The organism is Nonomuraea sp. SBT364 (assembly GCF_001083785.1).
GTDB lineage: Bacteria > Actinomycetota > Actinomycetes > Streptosporangiales > Streptosporangiaceae > Nonomuraea.
Window position 1 is genome coordinate 1 of sequence record NZ_LAVL01000049.1, and the last position, 19,243, is coordinate 19,243.

15 protein-coding genes, 1 tRNA gene, 1 pseudogene and 1 riboswitch are annotated in these 19,243 nt (G+C 72.7%); of the genes and pseudogenes, 6 read left to right on the plus strand and 11 right to left on the minus strand.

Going from position 1 to position 19,243, the window contains the following annotated elements; all coding sequences use genetic code 11:
- The coding region (locus ADY59_RS22410; protein WP_049565167.1) for a hypothetical protein at positions 1-2,832 on the minus strand (2,832 nt) is incomplete at its 3' end.
- A gap of 191 nt (positions 2,833-3,023) precedes the next feature.
- Between ADY59_RS22410 and ADY59_RS22415 the strand changes: the two genes are divergently transcribed.
- Complete coding sequence (locus ADY59_RS22415; protein ID WP_049565169.1) at positions 3,024-3,428, plus strand: nitroreductase family deazaflavin-dependent oxidoreductase; 405 nt, start codon at positions 3,024-3,026, stop codon at positions 3,426-3,428.
- Between the two features lie 6 nt (positions 3,429-3,434).
- Here ADY59_RS22415 and ADY59_RS22420 read toward each other — a convergent pair whose 3' ends face one another.
- Positions 3,435-4,913, minus strand: coding sequence for an Nramp family divalent metal transporter (locus tag ADY59_RS22420; RefSeq protein WP_049565171.1), 1,479 nt, complete (start codon positions 4,911-4,913; stop codon positions 3,435-3,437).
- Between the two features lie 56 nt (positions 4,914-4,969).
- Complete coding sequence (glgA, locus tag ADY59_RS22425; RefSeq protein ID WP_049565173.1) at positions 4,970-6,142, minus strand: glycogen synthase; 1,173 nt, start codon at positions 6,140-6,142, stop codon at positions 4,970-4,972.
- A 179-nt stretch (positions 6,143-6,321) separates the two neighbouring features.
- On the opposite strand from glgA, the gene glgC reads away from it, so the two are divergent.
- Positions 6,322-7,557 (plus strand): glucose-1-phosphate adenylyltransferase, encoded by a 1,236-nt coding sequence (gene glgC, locus ADY59_RS22430; protein WP_049565175.1) that lies wholly within the window; start codon positions 6,322-6,324, stop codon positions 7,555-7,557.
- A gap of 16 nt (positions 7,558-7,573) precedes the next feature.
- Positions 7,574-7,873: a hypothetical protein gene (locus ADY59_RS22435; RefSeq protein WP_049565176.1), complete on the plus strand. Its 300-nt coding sequence runs from the start codon at positions 7,574-7,576 to the stop codon at positions 7,871-7,873.
- Positions 7,874-7,967: 94 nt separating this feature from the next.
- Here the strand turns inward: ADY59_RS22435 and ADY59_RS22440 are convergent, their stop codons facing one another.
- The gene (locus tag ADY59_RS22440; RefSeq protein WP_049565177.1) at positions 7,968-8,228 is read right to left on the minus strand and encodes a hypothetical protein; all 261 of its coding nucleotides are present in this window, start codon (positions 8,226-8,228) and stop codon (positions 7,968-7,970) included.
- A gap of 105 nt (positions 8,229-8,333) precedes the next feature.
- Positions 8,334-8,407: transfer RNA gene (locus ADY59_RS22445), tRNA-Leu, on the minus strand.
- A 439-nt stretch (positions 8,408-8,846) separates the two neighbouring features.
- Between ADY59_RS22445 and ADY59_RS54075 the strand changes: the two are divergent.
- From ADY59_RS54075 to ADY59_RS22455, 3 genes and pseudogenes are all read left to right on the plus strand, one after another.
- A pseudogene (locus ADY59_RS54075) lies at positions 8,847-9,140 on the plus strand (MMPL family transporter); the annotation flags it as partial.
- A 169-nt stretch (positions 9,141-9,309) separates the two neighbouring features.
- On the plus strand, positions 9,310-10,086 hold the full coding sequence (locus ADY59_RS22450) for a DsbA family protein (RefSeq protein WP_231618836.1): 777 nt from the start codon (positions 9,310-9,312) through the stop codon (positions 10,084-10,086).
- Complete coding sequence (locus ADY59_RS22455; protein WP_049565181.1) at positions 10,083-10,889, plus strand: cytochrome c biogenesis CcdA family protein; 807 nt, start codon at positions 10,083-10,085, stop codon at positions 10,887-10,889. Before ADY59_RS22450 ends, ADY59_RS22455 begins: the two co-directional genes overlap by 4 nt.
- Positions 10,890-10,975: 86 nt before the next feature.
- Here the strand turns inward: ADY59_RS22455 and ADY59_RS22460 are convergent, their stop codons facing one another.
- From ADY59_RS22460 to glmS, 6 genes are all read right to left on the minus strand, one after another.
- A complete protein-coding gene (locus tag ADY59_RS22460) occupies positions 10,976-12,106 on the minus strand; it encodes a mechanosensitive ion channel family protein (RefSeq protein WP_053175037.1) in 1,131 nt (376 codons plus the stop codon).
- A gap of 20 nt (positions 12,107-12,126) precedes the next feature.
- Positions 12,127-13,122, minus strand: a complete 996-nt coding sequence (locus tag ADY59_RS22465) for a ribonucleotide-diphosphate reductase subunit beta (RefSeq protein ID WP_049565183.1) — start codon at positions 13,120-13,122, stop codon at positions 12,127-12,129.
- 12 nt (positions 13,123-13,134) lie between these two features.
- Complete coding sequence (locus ADY59_RS22470; protein ID WP_049565184.1) at positions 13,135-15,288, minus strand: ribonucleoside-diphosphate reductase subunit alpha; 2,154 nt, start codon at positions 15,286-15,288, stop codon at positions 13,135-13,137.
- Positions 15,289-15,391: 103 nt separating this feature from the next.
- A riboswitch (cobalamin riboswitch) is annotated at positions 15,392-15,596 on the minus strand.
- 4 nt (positions 15,597-15,600) lie between these two features.
- On the minus strand, positions 15,601-16,548 hold the full coding sequence (locus ADY59_RS22475) for a tripartite tricarboxylate transporter substrate-binding protein (protein ID WP_156325657.1): 948 nt from the start codon (positions 16,546-16,548) through the stop codon (positions 15,601-15,603).
- 67 nt (positions 16,549-16,615) lie between these two features.
- Complete coding sequence (locus ADY59_RS22480) at positions 16,616-17,326, minus strand: SAM-dependent methyltransferase (RefSeq protein ID WP_197093787.1); 711 nt, start codon at positions 17,324-17,326, stop codon at positions 16,616-16,618.
- Between the two features lie 89 nt (positions 17,327-17,415).
- Positions 17,416-19,236 (minus strand): glutamine--fructose-6-phosphate transaminase (isomerizing), encoded by a 1,821-nt coding sequence (gene glmS / locus ADY59_RS22485; RefSeq protein WP_049565188.1) that lies wholly within the window; start codon positions 19,234-19,236, stop codon positions 17,416-17,418.
- Positions 19,237-19,243 lie beyond the last annotated feature (7 nt).

Here is a 19,243-nt window from a genome sequence, read left to right on the forward strand (position 1 = left end):
AGGTGCTGGGGGGCCGGTGGCGGGGGCGAGCGCCAGGTCCGCCCTGGCCAGGGTGACGGAGAACAGGGCTTCCAGGTCGCCTTCGGAGGCGGCCAGGTCGAAGGCGCGGGCGAGTTCCGTACGGGCGTCGTCGGGGCGGTCGAGGTCGCCGAGGCAGGCGCCGAGCAGGGTGCGGGCGGCGGCCTCGCGGGACGGGGAGCCGAGGCGGGCGTAGGCGTCGGCGGCTGCGGCGAGGTCCTGGGCGGCCCGGTCCGGGGCGCCGTCGGCGTAGGCGAGGGTGCCCAGGGCGTAGCGGACGGCGGCGATGCCGTCGTCGTGGCCGATCGTGTTGTAGGCCCGTTCGGCCCGTTCGAAGGCGTGCCGGGCGCCGGGCAGGTCGCCGCGGGCGCGGCGGCGGCGGGCGATGTGGTACCACTCGTCGGCGGGTTCGCGCCGGCGGCCCCGGCGGCGGACGATCTCCACGATGGCGGTCTCGCAGGCGGCGGCGTGGTCGGCGTGACCGAGGGCGTACAGGAGGGTCGCGTGGGCGTCGAGCGCCTGGCAGGCGTCGTCCCAGGAGCCGGCGGCCTCCAGCTCGGCGGCGCAGGTGGTGATCATCTCGGCGGCGGCGGGGAGGTGGCCCAGCTCGGCGCCGCAGCGGGCGCTGCCGATGAGCACCCGGGCGGCGCGTTCGGTCTCGCCGAGTGCCAGGTAGAGCTCGCGGGCGCGGCTCGCGCGCTCCAGCGCGGCCTCCTGGTCGCCCCCGGCCAGGAGCGCGGCGGCGGCGCGCTCCTGCTGCGCCGCCTCCCCCAGGAGGTCGCCGAGCTCCCGGTACGCGGCCGCGGACCGTTCGAACGACCGCAGGGCCTCCGCCCGGTCGCCGAGCCCTTCATGGCAGCGGCCGATCAGGGAGAACGCCTCGGCCGCACCGGATTCGGCGAACGCCCGCCCGGGCCGGGCGAGCAGGTCGAGGGCGAGCCGATGGCGGCCCTGGTCCACGAGGCTCGCCGCGGTGCCGAGCAGGCGGGCCGCGACCGCGCCCGGCTCCCCCTCCGGGCGGTGCCGTCCGGCCAGGGCGAGCAGCCTGGAGGCCAGGTCGTCATCGACGTCCAGCGCCAGCCGAACCGCCGCCTCGGCCGGCCCCCCGTCGCCCCCCACCGGCCCCGGCGACCCCTCGTCGACCAGGGTGGTGAGCGTGCGGGTGAGCAGGGTGTGCAGGTCGGGGTCCAGGGCGGTGGCGGGCACGGTCAGGGCTTCGGCCAGGTCGGCCGGGTCACCCAGGGCGCCGAACCGCACCAGCAGCGCCCTGGCCAGCGGGCCCGGGACGTCGGGCTGGCCGGGCAGGGCCTTGGCGGCCGACTCGGCGGCCTGGCGGGCGGCCCGCACGGCGTCGTCGAGGTCCTGGCTCCCGCCCCCGGCCTGGGCGCGCCGGCACAGCATGCCGGACAGCAGCGCGTACGCCTCGGCCGGCTCCTCGCCGGCCGCGATCGCCTCCCGTAAGGCGGCGACGGCCTCGTCGGCGGCGCCCGCGCCGGGATCGAGCCGGAGGGCCTGACCGAGCAGCAGCAGCGCCCGGGGCCGCAGCGGGTCGTGGCCGGAGCACGCCGCCACGGCCGCCCGCGCGGCCGCGACGGCCTCCGCCGCGTGGGCGTCGCCCGCCCGCTGGACGAGGGCGTTGGCGAGGTTGGCGAGAAGGCGGGGCCGGTCGGGGTGGCCGGTGTGGGCGCGGGCCGCCGCCTGGCGCAGGGCGTGGAGGGCGATCTCCAGGTCGGCGGGGTCGCCGGTGACGCGGTAGCGGCGCCAGCGGCGGCCGGCCAGGAGGTCGAGCCGGCCCACCGGGTCGCGGCCGAGCTCGGCGGGGATGTCCCCGGCCGGGCCGCCGAGCGCGGCGAGCATCTCGCGCGCCGCCTCCAGTGACCGCTCGTCGCCGGTGACCGCGTACCACTCGACCAGTCCGGAGGCGTACCCGGCGAGGACGCGGGGGTGGGCGGCGCCCGGCTCGTGCCAGAAGTCGAGCGCCGCCTGCCCGGCCCGGATGAACGCCAGCAGGTCGGCGTCGTGCGCCGACTCGGCCGCCCGCCGCGCGGTGAGTTCCAGCAGGGCCAGCAGCGCCTGGGACCGTTCGGGGCCGGCGGGCCGCCAGGCCGCCGTCAGGTAGGCGCGAGTGAGCTCGTCGTCGCCGGGGATGGCCGGGCCCAGCGCGGCGGCGAGCGCGGCGAGGGCGTCGAGGTCGCCGAGGGCGGCGCGGAAGAGCACGTGGACGGCGTCGTCGAGCGCCTCGGGCCGCCCGCTCGCGCGGTTCAGGCGCAGCAGGCCGTCGCCCAGGAGGGCCAGCGCGCGCGGCGCCCAGGCGCCGGTGGCCTCCTGGAGGAGGACCTGGGCGAGCCGGTCGCACACCTCGGCCGAGGGCACGGCAGACAGCACGGCCGAGGGCGCGCCCACGGCGCGGCCGACGAGCGTGTGCAGGAGCAGTCCGACGTGCGGGTGGACGCCGGGGTCGACGTGGCGGAACAGCTCCTCGACGAGCCCGGCCCAGGTCTCGGGCGCGTCGGCGGCGGGGGCGCCGGAGCCGCGCAGTTTGTCCGGCAGGCCGCGCGGGTCGACGACGGCCACGGCGGCGAAGAACACGCCCGCCACCGCGGCCTCCACGGCGTCGCCCGCGTCGAGGCGGTAGCGAGCCAGGTGCAGCATGCCGATGAGCCGCCACGTCACGGCGTCGGCGGGCCCGCCGTCGCAGGCCCGCATCGCCTGCTCGGCGTCGGCCAGCGCCGCCGGGTCCCGCACCGGCCCGGGATCGGCGGCCCGGTCGAAGGCCGCGATGCGGGCCGCGAGAGCCCAGGCCGGATCGTTCATCACAACCTCCGAGAAACCCCGCCTTCGGACAGGGGAGCGGTCAAGGGGGAAAGGCTCTCACTGCTGTGCCCCGGCGTACAGGACCGCCCCTGTCCAGGTGTGTGCCACGGGATCCCCACGGGATGCTCACCGTATCCCCACCGTCGTACATGCCGAGGTCGGAAGCTCGCCGCGAGGGTAGGCAACCAGGCATGCTCTATGGCAAGGAACATGTCCGGCGCTACCGCGAGACCGACGGCGCGGAGGGTCACGACTGGAACGACACCACCGTGCTGCTGCTGACGACCAAGGGCCGCAACTCCGGCGATCCCTACACGACGCCCCTGATCTACCAGCGGCACGGCGACGACTACGTGATCGTCGCCTCGAACGGCGGCGACCCCGACCATCCCGACTGGTACAAGAACCTGCTGGCCGAGCCGGAGGTGGAGGCACAGGTCAAGGGCGACAGGTTCAAGGCGCGCGCCCGCACCGCCACCGGCGGGGAGCGGCCGGAGCTGTGGCGGCTGATGGCCGCCACGTGGCCCGACTACGACGAGTACACCAAGAAGACCGACCGGGAGATCCCGATCGTGGTGCTGGAGCGCACCCGCTGACGCGGGTCAGAACGTCACCAGCGGGTCTCCGAGGAAGTCGGCGATGAAGTTGACGAAGAAGAACCCGAAGAACAGGAAGTTGAGCCCGAGGATGACGTAGTGCCACGGGCGGGGCCGGGCGGGTCTGGGCAGCTTGCTGTTGAGGTACATGAGGAAGAACGGGTAGATCAGCGCGCCCAGGTTCGACATGTTCGCCGACCACTCCACCAGCGCCACGGGCAGGCTGAGGTGGATGACGATCGAGATCACCACCAGCAGGACGATCATGAACGGGTAGTAGAAGCGGCGCGGGTCGCCCTCCACCAGCCGGCGCAGCCGCGGGCTGGTGGCGTGGGCGGCGTCGGTCGTCACCCGCACCATCGCCTCGAAGATGCCGAGCTGGGTGGAGAACAGCACCAGCACGCCGAGGACCAGCGCGACGTAGAACACCCCCCGGCCGTACTCGTCGCCGAGCGCGGCCGCCACGAACGTGGGCACGTCCGCCCTGGACGGCCGGTCGCCGGAGAGCGCCACGGCCTGCGACATGAGGATCGTGGGCAGCAGCATGCCGAGGATCGCGCCGACGAAGAACACGCCCCACATGTCGACCATCAGCAGCCGGTACCACCGCCGCCACAGCCCCCGGTTGAGCTCGTCGTCGGGGAAGGTGACGCCGCTGGCCAGGATCTCCCGCCGCTCGCCGCGCAGCCCGGAGATGAACCCGGTGCGGTAGCCCATGCCGTAGCCCTTGTCCCGGTAGTGCCCCATGACGTACCAGTTGAGGCCGGAGGCGAGCGCGGTGAACCCGGCCAGTGCGCCGAGCTGCGTCGCGGTGATCCCGGCGGGCGGCCCGGCGCCGGTGACGAAGCCGCGGATGCCCTCCCACCACAGTTCCCACGGCACCACCAGCAGGTCGACGACCAGCAGCGCGAGCAGGATCACCGACACCAGCACCCAGTTGGCCAGCTCCAGCGCCCGGCTGATGCGCCGGGCCAGCGCGGTGATCAGGAAGACGAGCACGAGCAGCGCGATGGCCCACAGCCGGGGCTCCTCGGCGCCGGCCGGCGGGATCGTCCCGTGGACGAGCGCGTACACGCCCTGTCCCGCCGAGGCGGCCCAGCCGCCGGCGATGAAGGCGAAGATGACGACCAGCACCGACAGCGGCACCCAGAGCCGCCAGCCCGGCGGCACCCGCCCCCAGGCGACGACCGGGGTCTCCCCGGTCGCGACGACGTAGCGGGAGCACTCGACGTTGTAGAACGTCTGCAGCAGCGCCGACACCAGGATCACCCAGCCGACCCCGACGAAGCCGTACTGGCCGACGCTGAGGGGGCCGAGCAGCCACTCGCCGCTGCCGATCGAGATGCCGAGGGCGATCAGGCTCGGCCCGACCGCGTACTTGAACAGTTGCGCCGGGCCGATCCTGGAGACCTTGAAGACCTCCTCCGGCGTGGGCAGGTCGGTGACGTCGAGATCCGGGCGGCTGACTCCGAGTGGGTGCGCCATGTCCTTGCCTCCTGCCCCACAGCGTGATCCCGGGCGGGAGGGTCGGCAAGGCCCAATCAGCGCCGGAGCGAGCCGTACAGGTCGAGGGTGCGGCGGGCGACGGTGGCCCAGGAGAAGTGCTCGACCGCGCGGGTCCGGCCCGCCCGTCCCATCGCCTTGGCGCGCGCCGGTTCGGCCAGCAGCGCGTTGACCCGTTCGGCCAGGTCGGCGGCGAACCGTCCGGGGTCGTGCGGGGTGCCGTCGGCGCCCTGGTCGATCGGCACGAGCAGGCCGGTCTCGCCGTCGGCGACCACCTCGGGGATGCCGCCCGTGGCCGTGGCGACCACGGCCGTCTCGCAGGCCATCGCCTCCAGGTTGACGATCCCCATCGGCTCGTACACCGACGGGCACACGAACACCGACGCGTGCGTGAGCAGCTGGATGACCTCGGGCTTGGGCAGCATCTCCGAGATCCAGAACACGCCGTCGCGGCCCAGCCCGCGCACCAGCGCGGTCACCTCCGCCTCGATCTCCGGCGTGTCGGGCGCGCCCGCGCACAGCACGAGCTGCGCCTGCGGGGCGAAGGACCGCGCCGCGTGCAGGAGGTGGACCAGCCCTTTCTGCCGGGTGATCCGGCCGACGAAGATGACGTACGGCCTGTCGGGGTCGATGCCGTACTTTTTCAGGACTTCTTGGTTCTTGTCCGGAACGTACTCGGCGGTGTCGATGCCGTTGTGGATCACCGTCACCTTGGCCGGGTCGATCCCCGGGTAGGCCGACAGCACGTCGCGGCGCATCCCCGCCGACACCGCGATCACCGCGTCGGCGGAGGCCAGCGCCGTCCGCTCGGCCCACGACGAGATCGCGTAGCCGCCGCCGAGCTGCTCGGCCTTCCACGGGCGCAGCGGTTCGAGGCTGTGGGTGGTGACCACGTGCGGGACGCCGTGGAGCAGCTTCGCGACATGCCCGGCAAAGTTGGCGTACCAGGTATGCGAGTGAACCACGTCGGCGCCCGCGCAGGCGGCGGCCATCTCCAGGTCCACCCCGAGGACCTGGAGGGCCGCGTTCGCCGCGCCCAGCCCGGCGGGCACCCGGTAGGCCGACACGCCCGGCTCGTCCCGGTCCGCGCCGAAGCATCGGACCCGCACGTCGGCCAGCTCGCGCAGTTCCCTGGCCAGATACTCCAGGTGCACTCCGGCGCCGCCGTAGACCTCCGGCGGGTACTCCCTGCTCAGCAGATCAACACGCATGACACGACCTTACGAGGAAGGCGCCGCCCAGGGACACACCGACAAGCCCCGACATGCCGAACGACGGCCGAGGCGGCCGAGCGGCGCGGCGTACATAACCCGGGAGAACGGGACACGACGGGAGGGAGCCGGACGCGCTTTCGTCGATAGATCGGCCGATTGAGGGTAGCGTCCTGGACATGAGGTCCCGGAGGGTGCTTGCGGTCGTGCTGGCAGGTGGAGAGGGAAAGAGGCTCATGCCTCTCACGGCGGATCGGGCGAAACCGGCGGTGCCGTTCGGCGGGATGTACCGGCTCATCGACTTCGTGCTGTCCAACCTCGCCAACGGCGGCTATCTGAAGATCGTCGTACTGACCCAGTACAAGAACCACAGCCTCGACCGCCACGTCTCGCGCACGTGGCGGCTGTCGGCCATGCTCGGCAACTACGTGACGCCGGTGCCCGCCCAGCAGCGGCTCGGCCCGCGCTGGTTCTCCGGCTCGGCCGACGCCCTCTTCCAGAACCTGAACCTGATCTACGACGAGATGCCCGAGCACGTGATCGTGTTCGGCGCCGACCACATCTACCGCATGGATCCGCGGCAGATGGTCGACCAGCACGAGGACTCCGGCGCCGACGTGACCGTCGCCGCCATCCGGCAGCCGCTGTCGCTGGCCGACCAGTTCGGCGTGATCGAGACCGACCCGCAGGGCAGGCGCATCGTGGCGTTCCGGGAGAAGCCCAAGGACGCCGTCGGGCTCGCCGACTCGCCCGACGAGGTCTACGCCTCGATGGGCAACTACGTGTTCAAGACGCAGGCCATGATCGACGCGCTGCGCGAGGACGCCCTCGACCCCACCAGCAAGCACGACCTGGGCGGCAACATCATCCCGATGATGGTCAAGTCCGGCGGGGCCGACGTGTACGACTTCGCCAACAACGTGGTGCCCGGGTCGAGCGAGCGCGACCGCGGCTACTGGCGCGACGTGGGCACGCTCGACGCCTACTACGAGGCGCACATGGACCTCATCGCCGCGCACCCGGTCTTCAACCTCTACAACGACAAGTGGCCCATCCACACCGGCCACGACCCGCTGCCGCCGGCCAAGTTCGTGCACAACGACGGCGACCGCGTCGGCCGGGCCATCGACTCGCTGGTGTCGCCCGGCGTCATCGTCTCCGGCGGCACCGCCTACCGCTCCATCCTGGCGCCCAAGGTCGTCCTGCACTCCCACTCGCTGGTGGAGGACTCGGTCCTGATGGAGAACGTCAAGGTCGGCCGCGGCGCGATCGTGCGCAAGGCCATCATCGACAAGAACGTCGTCATCCCCGACGGCGCCCGCATCGGCTTCGACCTCGACTACGACCGCACCCGCTTCGCCCTGACCCGCGGCGGCGTCGTGGTCATCGGCAAGAACGAGATCGTCGACCGCTGACCGTAGAGTGTGGGGTGTGCTGCCTGATCTCCGCCAACCGCTGATCCGCGACCTGAGCGAGTCCGCCCTGCCCCGCCGGCACTGGCGGGGCGACGACGACGAGGGCGGCGTATGGCTGTTCGAGAGCGTCGAGGGCGAGGGCGAGCACTGGGCGATCCGGCAGGTCGAGATCGGCGCCGGGCGTGACGTGCACCGCTACTGGTGGCGGCACCTGCAGGACGAGCACGGGTTCCTGACCGACCAGGCGCTGGAGATCTGGGAGCTGACCGAGATCGGCGCGGCGGCGTTCGAGGCCGTCTGGGAGGCGGGGGCCTAGACAGCCCCGGACAGCCCCGGGCAGCCCTGGACAGCCCTGGACATGGCGAGGTCCCGGGCTCGGGTGCGAGCTCCGGGACCGGGGTGCCGCCGGGTCAGTCGTCCAGGCCGTAGTTTCCGGTCCAGCCGCTGTGGTGGTGGTCGTCGTCGTACCACCAGCCGTAGTGGTCGTCGTCGCAGTCGACCTTGTCGTACGTGCCGGACGAGACGGTGTCGTCGTCGTGGATCTTCTGCCAGGTGGCGTGCTTCTCGTCGCAGCCCCGGTGGCCGTCGGCGGCGGCCGGGCCCGCGAGGGTCGCGGACAGGGCGGCGGCGGCGAGAACGGCGCCGGCGGAGACGGCAAGGATGGCTTTCATGATATTCCCCCCGTGATCACGAAGTGTCATCGGTGCATCACTATACGGAGCGCGCCGACGGGCAGGGGAAACGCCACGCGGGCCCGCGCGCAGCGGGGGGCAGGGTGCCGCTCCGGGGATTCGAACCCCGAACCTCCGCCTCCTGAAGGCGGCGCCTCTGCCAGTTGGGCCAGAGCGGCGCTGGGCCCCGGGACGGGCCGGCGGGGGCTCGGCCCGGGACATGAGCTCGGTCCGCCCGGGGGCCGCCAGCCCCGCCGCGCAGGCCTTGCTCCCGGCCCTGTCCTTTCAGGGCCGGTCGATCCTGATGACGTTCATGAAAAAGCCGCCTCGGGGCGAGCCCGGGCGGCCGTCCTGGTGTCCTCGTCAGGTCACCCGGAGGCCGGAGGCGTCAGCGCCGGCAGCGTCACCGATGTCACCGGTGTCGAAAGGGTCACCGCCCGCCTCCTCGTACGTCGTTCCGGACACTGTCCACGGTAGCCCGGTGATCGTGCGGGATGCCACCGATTAAGCGGGGGCCGCCGCCGCCCGCGCGTACGGGCCGCTGGTGCGCTCGAAGCGCAGCGCCGCGTGGGAGGTGGCGCTGCGCACGTCCCGCCAGTGCCGCTGCAGGTCGCTGTCGTGATCGGCAAGGCGGCGACGGGCGACCGGCTGCGGGCCGCCGCGCAGGCCACGCCTGCCGAGTACGCCGCCATCGACACCCTCCGCGCCCGGATCGCCGCGGTGGACCCGAGCGCCAGGGTGGGCGGCCCGAGCGCGCAGAACCCGGACACCGTCAAGGCGGCGGCCGCCGACGAGCGCAAGCTGATCCCGCTCATTATCCTCGTGGTGTCCCTGGTGCTCGGCCTGCTGTTGCGGTCGCTGGTGGCGCCGCTCGTCCTGATCGCCACGGTGGTGATCTCCTTCGCCGCCGCGCTGGGCACGATGACCGGGGCCAGGGAGGAGAGCGCGCGGACAGGCGCCTCGCGCGGTGTGGTCCGGGCCCTGGTGACGACCGGAGGCGTGATCATGCCGGCGGGCGTGGTGCTCGCCGCCGGCCTCCCGGGAGGCCGTGCCGGGCGCCGGGGCTGGGATGATGGGGCAGATGGACGCAGGATCGAGACGCAGGGCGGTGCTCGGCGCCGTGGTGGGGGCGGCGGTGCTGGCGGTCCTCGGCGTCGCCGCCCTCGACGTCGGCGGCGAAGGCGGCAAAGGCGGCGAAAGCGCGACCACCACCGGCACGACCGTCACCAGCCCGGCCACCAGCCCGGCCATCAGCCCGGCCCCGAGCGGCGCGAGCCCCGCCGACGCGGGGGCGACGGCGCGGGAGAGTCCGGGGGGCACCGTGTGGGAGGGGCCGACGCCGCCGCCGGTGGACATGAAGCTGGCCAAGGGATCGGCCGGGGCGCCCGTCACGATCGTCGAGTTCGGCGACTTCCAGTGCCCCAACTGCCGCCGCTACGCGCGCGAGATCGAGCCCGTGCTCAAGCGCGACTACATCGACACCGGCGTCGTCCGTGTCTTCTGGCGCGACTACCCGATCAGGGGCGAGGCGAGCGTCGAGGCGGCGTACGCGGCGCGGGCCGCGTCGCTTCAGGGCCGGTTCTGGGAGTTCCGCGGCGCGCTGTTCGCCGGCGGGACCCGGGTGACGGCCGGTCGGCTGCGCGCGGCCGCCGTCACGGCGGGGCTGGACATGGCCCGGTTCGACCGCGACCGCCGCGGCGAGGCGGTGCGGCGGGCCGTCGATCACGACACCGCGTTCGCCTACCAGCTCGGCCTGCCCGGCACTCCCGCGTTCCTGGTCAACGGCGAGCTGCTGTTCGGCGCGCAGCCGGTGTCGGCGTTCCGGGAGGCGATCGAGAAGGCGCGCCGGGGCGGATGAACGGCATCGGCTACGCCGCCGCGTTCCTGGGCGGGCTGTTCTCGCTGCTGAGCCCGTGCGGGGCGTTGCTGCTGCCGGCGTTCTTCGGCTACGCGTTCCCGGGCGGGGGCAGGCTGGCCGGCCGGACGTTGCTGTTCTACCTGGGCCTGTGCCTGGTGCTGGTGCCGCTCGGGATGGGGTCGGCGCAGGTGAGCCGCCTGTTCTACGGCCACCAGGAGCTGCTGGTGACGGTCGCCGGATGGCTGCTGATCGGGCTGGGCCTGGCGCAGATGGCCGGTCAGGGGTGGACGGCCGGGCCGCTGGAGCGGCTGCGGGCGCACGTGCGCGGCGATTCGGCGGGGGCGGTGCTGGCGCTGGGGGCGGTGTCGGGGCTGGCCGGGTTCTGCGCCGGGCCGGTGCTCGGCGCGGTGCTCACGGTGGCGGCGGCCTCCGGCGACGGGCTGCGCGGCGGCGTGCTGCTGGCCGTCTACGCGGCGGGGATGGCGGCGCCGCTGCTGCTGCTCGCCGCGCTGTGGGAGCGGTTCGACCTGGGCGGCAGGCGGTGGCTGCGGGGCCGGGGGCTGCGGGCCGGCAGGCTGCGGCTGCACACCACGTCGCTGCTGTCGGGGCTGGTGTTCGCCGGGCTCGGCGTGCTGTTCCTGGTCTCCGACGGCACCCGCGGGCTGGCGCCGCCGTTCCCCGAGGAGTGGGAGGCGCGGCTGCAGGAGGTGGCGTCGTCGGTGCGGGTGCCCGACCTGGTGCTGGTGGGGGTGGCGGCCGTGGTCCTGGCCGCGGTCACGGCCTGGCGGCTACGGCGCCGCTGAACCCAGGCGGTGATCCGGCCGCTGATCCAGCCGCTGATCCGGCCGGTGATCCGGCCGCTGATCCGGCCGCTGCTACGGGCGCCGGGTCAGGCGTCGCCGGGGTCGTCGCGGCCGGCGGCTCCCGGCGTCCCGGTGGCCGCGACGCGCCTGCCCGACGTCCAGGGGACGCCGGCCCGGCTCTCCGGGGTCTCGACGCGGAAGCGGGGCAGCGCGTCCGGGTGGTTCTCGCGGACGAACTTCACCAAGTGCTCACGTACGTCGCACTTGAGGTCCCAGGCGGAGGCCGAGTCGGCGGCGCTCATCAGCCCGCGCAGCTCCACCAGGCCGTTCGGGAGCACGTCGGTGACCTGGAGCGTCCAGTCCTTCTGATCCCACAGCGGGCTCTCCTGGATGAACGCGTACAGTTCCTCGCGCAGTTCGTCGACCGGCACCGACCAGTCGACCCGCAGGTAGACGACGGCCAGGACGCGGCTGCCGTGCCGGGTCCAGTTCTCGAACGGGTTCTGCGTGAAGTAGGAGACGGGCAGCACCAGCCGCCGCTCGTCCCACAGCCGCAGCACCACGTAGGTGAGCGTGAGCTCCTCGATCCGGCCCCACTCCTCCTCGACCACCACGACGTCGTCGAGGCGGAGCGCGTCGCTGAAGGCGAGCTGGAGGCCGGCGAGCATGTTGCCGATCGTGGGCTGGGCGGCGATGCCGACGACGGCGCCCGCGATGCCGGCGGAGGCGAGCAGCCCGGCGCCGAGCGCCCGCACCTGCGGGAAGGAGAAGAGCATGGCGCCGAGCGCGACGACGATGATGGTGGCGGCGGCGATCCGGCGGACCAGCGCGATCTGCGTCATGATCCGCCGGGCCCGCCGGTTGCGCTCACCCTCGACCAGCACCAGCCGGTCGAGGATGACGTCGGTGAGCGCGTACGTGACGCCGATGATCACCCAGGTGACGGTGGCGATCGTGAGCAGGCCGACGACGCGGTCGATCGACTCCCCGAGCGCGCGCTCCTGCCGCGTGTCGCCCATCATCCACGGCCCGAACACGATGTTGCAGGCCAGCACGGCCGCCATGGCGAAGGTGGCCCAGGTGCAGTGCTCCACCAGGTGCCGGGCGAGCGCGTACTTGCGGCCGACCCGCGACAGCACCCGCCTGGCCAGTTCCACGCCGAGGATCGCCCCGGCGACGGAGATCGCCATGATCAGCCAGTTGGACGTCGGCTGCACGCTCAACTCCCCCAAATGTTCTAGAACGTCTCGTCAAAGGTCACATTGCCCTCAACCGCCACTTGATACGCGGAGACGCGCCGTTCGAAGAAGTTTGCCAGCTCCTGCACGTCCTGCAGTTCCATGAACGCGAACGGGTTGGCGCTGCCGTAGCGGCCGGGCATGCCGAGCCTGGCCAGCCGCTGGTCGGCGACGTACTCCAGGTAGGCGCGCATCTGCTCGACGCCCATCCCGGGCATGCCGTCGCCGCACAGGTCGCGGGCGAAGGCCAGCTCGGCCTCGACCGCCTCCTCCAGCATGCGCGTGACCTGCTCGCCGAGCTTGTCGTCGAACAGCTCCGGCTCCTCGGCGCGGACGGTGTCGACGACGCTGAAGGCGAACTCCATGTGCATGGACTCGTCGCGGAACACCCAGTTCGTCCCGGCGGCCAGCCCGCCGAGCAGCCCCCGGGACCGGAACCAGTACACGTAGGCGAACGCGCCGTAGAAGAACAGGCCCTCGATGCAGGCGGCGAAGCAGATGAGGTTGAGCAGGAACTGCCGCCGCTCGTCGGCGCTCTCCAGCCGCTGGATGCCGTTGATCGAGTCGATCCACCTGAAGCAGAACTCGGCCTTGTCCCTGATGGACGGGATGTGCTCGATCGCGGCGAACGCCGTGACCCGCTCGTCCGGATCGGGCAGGTAGGTGTCGAGCAGCGTGAGGTAGAACTGCACGTGCACAGCCTCCTCGTAGAGCTGCCTGCTCAGGTAGAGGCGCGCCTCGGGCGCGTTGAGGTGCTGGTAGAGGTTGAGCACCAGGTTGTTGGCCACGATGGAGTCGCCGGTGGCGAAGAAGGCGACCAGGCGGTTGATCAGGTGGCGTTCCTGCGGCGTCATCCTGGCCAGGTCGGCGAGGTCGTTGTGCAGGTCGACCTCCTCCACCGTCCAGGTGTTGCGGATGGCGGCCCGGTAACGCTCGTAGAAGTCCGGGTAGCGCATCGGGCGCAGCGTGAGGTCCATTCCGGGGTCGAGCAGCATGATGGTTCTTCCTTACTGGCAGGCTTCGCAGACTTCCGGGTTCTCCAGCGAGCAGGCGACCGCCTCGGCGACGGGGACGGTCGTCTGCGCGATCCGGGTGGCCGGGCGCGAACGCAGGTAATAGGTGGTCTTCAGGCCGCTCTTCCACGCGTAGGCGTACATCGACGACAGCTTGCCGATGGTGGGGCTGGCCATGAACAGGTTGAGCGACTGCGACTGGTCGATGTACGGCTGCCGCGCCGCCGCGAGGTCGATCAGCGCCTTCTGCGGCAGCTCCCACGCGGTGCGGTAGAGGGTCTTGAGCTCGTCCGGGACCCCGGGCACGTCCTGCACGGACCCGTCGGCGCGCTTGAGCGCGTCGCGCACCGGCTGGGTCCACAGCCCCCGCGCCTGCAGATCGGCCACGAGGTAGCGGTTGACCTGGAGGAACTCGCCGGAGAGCGTCTCGCGCTTGAACACGTTGGACACCTGCGGCTCGATGCACTCGTAGCAGCCGGCGATGGAGGCGATCGTGGCCGTCGGCGCGATGGCGACCATGAGCGAGTTGCGCAGCCCGTTCGCGGCGATCTTGGCGCGCAGCGCGTCCCAGCGGGGCGCGGACGCGGCGCCGTAGTGGTCGGGGTGCAGCACCCCGGCGGCGGCCCGGGTGTCGTCGTAGGAGGGGTGCCTGCCGCGCTCGGCCGCCAGGTCGGCGGAGGTGTCGTAGGCGGCCAGCGCGATCTCCTCGGCGATCCGGGTCGACAGCTCCCGCGCCGGGGCCGAGTCGAACGGCAGCCGCAGCGCGAAGAACACGTCCGCCAGTCCCATCACGCCGAGCCCGATCGGCCGCCACCGCTTGTTGGCCGTCTCGGCCTCGGGGGTGGGGTAGAAGCCCAGGTCGATGGTCCGGTCGAGGAAGCGCACGGCGGTGCGGACGGTGCCGCGCAGCCGGTCCCAGTCGACCTCGCCCTCCCGCAGGTGGGCGGCGAGGTTGATCGAGCCGAGGTTGCACACCGCGGTCTCGGCGTCGCCGGTGACCTCCAGGATCTCGGTGCACAGGTTCGACAGGTGGATGACGTTGCCGGGTCGGGCCGTCTGGTTGGAGGTGCGGTTGGCGGCGTCCTTGAACGTCATCCAGCCGTTGCCGGTCTGCGCGAGCGTGCGCATCATGCGGCCGTAGAGCGTCCGGGCGGGGATCTGGCGGACGAACCGGCCGGCGGCCTCGTAGGCGCGGTATGCGCGGTCGAACTCGGTCCCGTACAGGTCCGTCAGGTCGGGGACCTCCTTGGGGTCGAACAGCGACCAGACCTCGTCGGCCTCCACCCGGCGCATGAACTCGTCCGGCACCCAGTTGGCCAGGTTGAGGTTGTGGGTGCGGCGGGCGTCCTCGCCGGTGTTGTCGCGCAGTTCGAGGAACTCCTCGATGTCGGCGTGCCAGGTCTCCAGGTAGACGCAGGCCGCGCCCTTGCGCCGGCCGCCCTGGTTGACCGCGGCCACGGAGGAGTCGAGCGTGCGCAGCCAGGGCACGATGCCGTTGGAGTGCCCGTTGGTGCCCCGGATCAGCGACCCGCGTGAGCGCACCCGGGTCCACGAGATGCCGATGCCGCCCGCGTACTTCGACAGCCGGGCGACCTGGCCGTAGCGGTCGTAGATCGACTCCAGCTCGTCGCGCGGCGAGTCGAGCAGGAAGCAGGACGACAGCTGCGGGCGGCGCGCGCCCGCGTTGAACAGCGTCGGCGAGCTGGGCAGGTAGGCCAGCGCGGCCATCAGCCGGTACAGCTCGGCCGCCTCCGCGACCGTCTCCGACAGCCCGCACGCCACCCGCAGGAAGAAGTGCTGCGGCCGCTCCAGCACCGCCCGTGTGGCGGGGTGGCGCAGCAGGTAACGGTCGTAGACGGTGCGCAGCCCGAAGTACTCGAAGCGCTCGTCGGCCTCCTCGCTGATCAGCGCGTCGAGCTCGGCGGCGTGCGCGGCGACGAAGGCCGCCAGCGAGTCCTGCAGCAGCCCGGCGGCGTGGGTGGCGGCGACCGACTCGGAGAACGACCGAACCCCGTGGCCGGCGGCCTCCTCGGCGATCTCCTCGGACAGCAGCCGGGCGGCCACCCGTGAGTTGGCCGGATCGGTGATCACCCGCGCCGCGGCCTCTTCGATGGCCAGCCGGCGATCACCTTCGACGATCTGTGTCACGTGCTCTCTCCTCGCGAGCTTTCCCCCGTGAGGGCACGCGAGAGCACGGCGGCTCGCCTCGGATCCCCGGCCGCACGACGCCCGCGGGCCCTCCCTCGAGGCCCTGGACAAGACAGCGCTGGCAGGTCTTCGGGCTCGCGGGCGCCTGTCACGGAACACCGTGCAGTCCTACTGGCCGTCGCTTCCCGGATCTCTCCAGTGCTTGTGACGGCGGTCGTTCCCGCTCACCGCTGCGGGGCAGCCCCGGAATCGCACCGGGTTCCCTTTCACTCCGCCCCGAGGGGCGAACCAGCGACGAGCAGGATCCTACATCTAGTGGCCGTTTCCGCAACTACCCCAGCATGTTGTGCCGCCACCGGTTTCGAGGAGGCCGAGATCGCGCAGCACGGACTCGGTCCTGCGCACCTCGGAGTCGAGCCAGGCGCGGAAGTCGTCGCCGGCCAGCGGGATGCGCACCCAGCCGCTCGCCTCGCAGGCCCGCTGCCAGAACGGCGATCCGGTCACCTCCTCGCACATCCGCACCGCCGAGGCGCGCCCGTCCTCCGGCATGGCGCCAGGGCCGACGGCGGCGCACCAGTTGGCGAAGTCCACCCGGATCCCGCTCTCCCGCAGACTCGGCGCGTCCACGCCGGGGAACCGCCTGGCGCACGAGACGGCCAGCACCCGCACGGCGCCCTCCCTGATGGGGCCGCGCCAGTCGGCGAGCGCGCCGGCCGCGGCTGCGGCCCGGCCGGCCCGCAGTGCGGTGCCCGCCTCGGCGCTGGTCCGGTAGCCGGTGTAGTCGAGCTGCCGCGTGTCGGCGCCCAGCCCCTTGGCGATCAGCCCGAACAGCAGGTGGTCGGGCTCACCCTGGGGCCCGCCGGCCAGCGGCGTCTCCCCCGGCCTGGCCAGCAGGTGCGCGCCGAACTCCTCGAAGCCGCGGAACCGGGACCCGGCGGGCACCACCACGACCACGACCTCGCCGGCCAGCCTGGCCAGCGGGGTCGCGGTGTCGATCAGGGACTCGCCGTCGTTCAGCTCGGCGGCGGCGAGCGCGGGCAGCCCCGTGACGGTGATCCGCACGGCTCCCCGGGCCGCGAACCCGGCCCTGCCCGCCGCCCCGGCGAACGCGCGCGTCACGCGTTCCCACCGCTCACCGCCGGCCACGATCTCGTAGGCGCCCCGTACGTCTCCCGCGCCGGACGGGTGACGCTCGGTGCCGCAGCCGGCCACGGCGGCCGCCATCCCGAGGCCCGCCGCGAGAAACCGTCTACGCCGCATGACCCGCCTCCCCCGAGCAGTTACCTCAGGTTATTGACGGATCACGCATAGTTAATCCGATATGCCGCTACTTCTTCATCGCGAGCCCCGCCAGCAGGTACGACGGCAGCGGCGTGCCGCCGACCAGCCGGGGCCGGTCCGGCCGCCACTCGGCGGCCTGCACCAGGCCGGGCGGGACGAGCGCGAAGTCGCCGAAGAACGCGCGGATCTCCGCCGGGCTGCGGGTGCCGTCCCGGCGGTCGCCGGAGGCGGCGTGGGTGAGCGCCAGGCAGCTGCCGGGCGCCACCGCCTCCCGCAGCCGGGCGATCATCGCCCCCGGGTCGCGGCCGCCGTGCGGCATCGCGACCAGGAGCACCGCGACCGGCGCGGCCAGGTCGAGGAAGCCGGCCGCCCCGGCCAGCACCTCGTCTGCGTCGAGCGGGTCCGCCTCGGCGAAGATCGCGCGGGGCTCGCCGGCCAGCAGCTCGCGGGCGTGCGCGGCGACGACCGGGTCGTGGTCGACGTAGACGACCTTCGCCTCGGGCACGACCTCGTGCACGTTGCCCTGGGTCGGCAGCCCGCTGCCCAGGCCGATGAACTGGCTGACGCCCTCCGCCGCGACATAGCGGGCGGCGCGCTGGAGGAAGCCCCGGTTGGCCCTGGCCAGCGGCACGGCCTCCGGGATCAGGTCCGACAGCCTGTCGATGGCCTCGCGGTCGACCGCGTAGTTGTCCGTGCCGCCGAGCAGGTAGTCGTACATCCGGGCAAGATTGGGAGTGCGTGGGTCGAACTGGGACACAATTCGACCCTAGGTGCTCACTGTCAAGGGCCACAGGGGGCCGATTCCCACTGTGACCCCTTCGACGGTAAGCATTCCCTGCCTCGGGGTCACTCCACTGTGACGCTCTTGGCGAGGTTGCGCGGCTTGTCGACGTCACGCTCCAGCGCGACGGCCGCGTGGTAGGCCAGCAGTTGCAGCGGGATCGCCAGCAGGATCGGGTCCAGCTCGATCTCGTTCTTCGGCACCACGATGGCGTCGTCGGCCAGCTTGGCGTCGGGCTCGCGGTGGCCGACCATCAGCACCTGGCCGCCGCGGGCGCGGATCTCGCCGAGCGTGGTGAGGTTCTTGTCCAGCAGCTCGTCGTCGGGCACGATCGCGACCGTCGGCATCTCCGGGCCGATCAGCGCGAGCGGCCCGTGCTTGAGCTCGCTGGCGGGGTAGGCCTCGGCGTGCACGTAGGAGATCTCCTTGAGCTTCTGCGCGCCCTCTCGGGCCACCGGGTAGCCGCGCACCCGGCCGACGAACATCATGCTCGCGTGCTTGGCGTACTTGCGGGCCAACTCGGCGATCTTGTCGCCCTGGGCGACGATCTCCTCGATCTGGTCGGGCAGCCTGCGCAGCCCCTCGCAGATGCGGCGGCCGTCGGCGGGCGACAGGTCGCGCACCCGGCCCAGATGCAGCGCGAGCAGCGCGAACGCGATCGCCGTCGAGGTGAACGCCTTGGTCGAGGCGACCGACACCTCCGGCCCGGCGTGCAGGTAGACGCCGCCGTCGACCTCGCGGGCGATGGCGCTGCCCACCGCGTTGACGATGCCGATGACCCGGCCGCCCTTGCGCTTGAGCTCCTGCACGGCGGCGAGCGTGTCGTACGTCTCGCCGGACTGGCTGATCGCGACGTAGAGGGTGTCCTGGTCGACGACCGGGTTGCGGTAGCGGAACTCGCTGGCCGGCTCGGCGTCGGCCGGGATGCGCGCCAGCTCCTCGATGAGCTGGGCGCCGATCTGGCCCGAGTAGTAGGCCGACCCGCAGCCGATGATCTTCACCCGGCGGAACGAGCGGGTCTCCCGGGCGTCCATGTTGAGCCCGCCCAGGTGCGCGACGTGGAAGCGCTCGTCCAGCCGGCCGCTCATCGTGCGGGCCGCGGTCTCGGGCTGCTCGGAGATCTCCTTCAGCAGGTAGTGCTCGTAGCCGCCGGTGTCGTAGTGGCCGGCGTCCCAGTCGACGGTGAGCGGCTCCTTGGCCGTCTCGCGGGCGTCGCTGGCGAAGGTGTGGAAGCCGTCGGCGCGCAGCACGGCCAGCTCGCCGTCCTCCAGGTGCACGACCTGGCGGGTGTAGCGGACCAGCGCGGCCACGTCGGAGGCGGCGAACATCTCCTTCTCACCGATGCCGAGCACGATCGGGCTGCCGTTGCGGGCCACCACGACCTCTCCCGGCCGCTCGGCGTCGATCACCGCGATGCCGTACGTGCCCACGACGCTCTTGAGCGACTTGCGTACGGCCTCCTCCAGGGAGTCGTTCTCGTCGACGGCGCGGGCGATCAGGTGGGCCAGCACCTCGGTGTCGGTCTCGGACTGGAAGCCCACCCCGTCGGCGATCAGCTTGGCGCGCAGCTCGTCGGCGTTCTCGATGATGCCGTTGTGCACGACCGCGATGCGCTCGTCCGACGACAGGTGCGGGTGCGCGTTGACGTCGCTCGGCACGCCGTGCGTCGCCCACCGGGTGTGGCCGATGCCGAGCGTCCCCTTGAACCGGGCCGGCATCACCTTGGCCAGATCGGCCACCCGGCCCTTGACCTTGCGCAGCTTGAGCCCCTTGTTGGAGACCACGACCCCGGCCGAGTCATAGCCCCGGTACTCCAGCCGCTGCAGCCCTTCGAGCAGGATCGGCGCCGCATCCTGCGGCCCCACGTACGCGACGATTCCGCACATCCGAGGT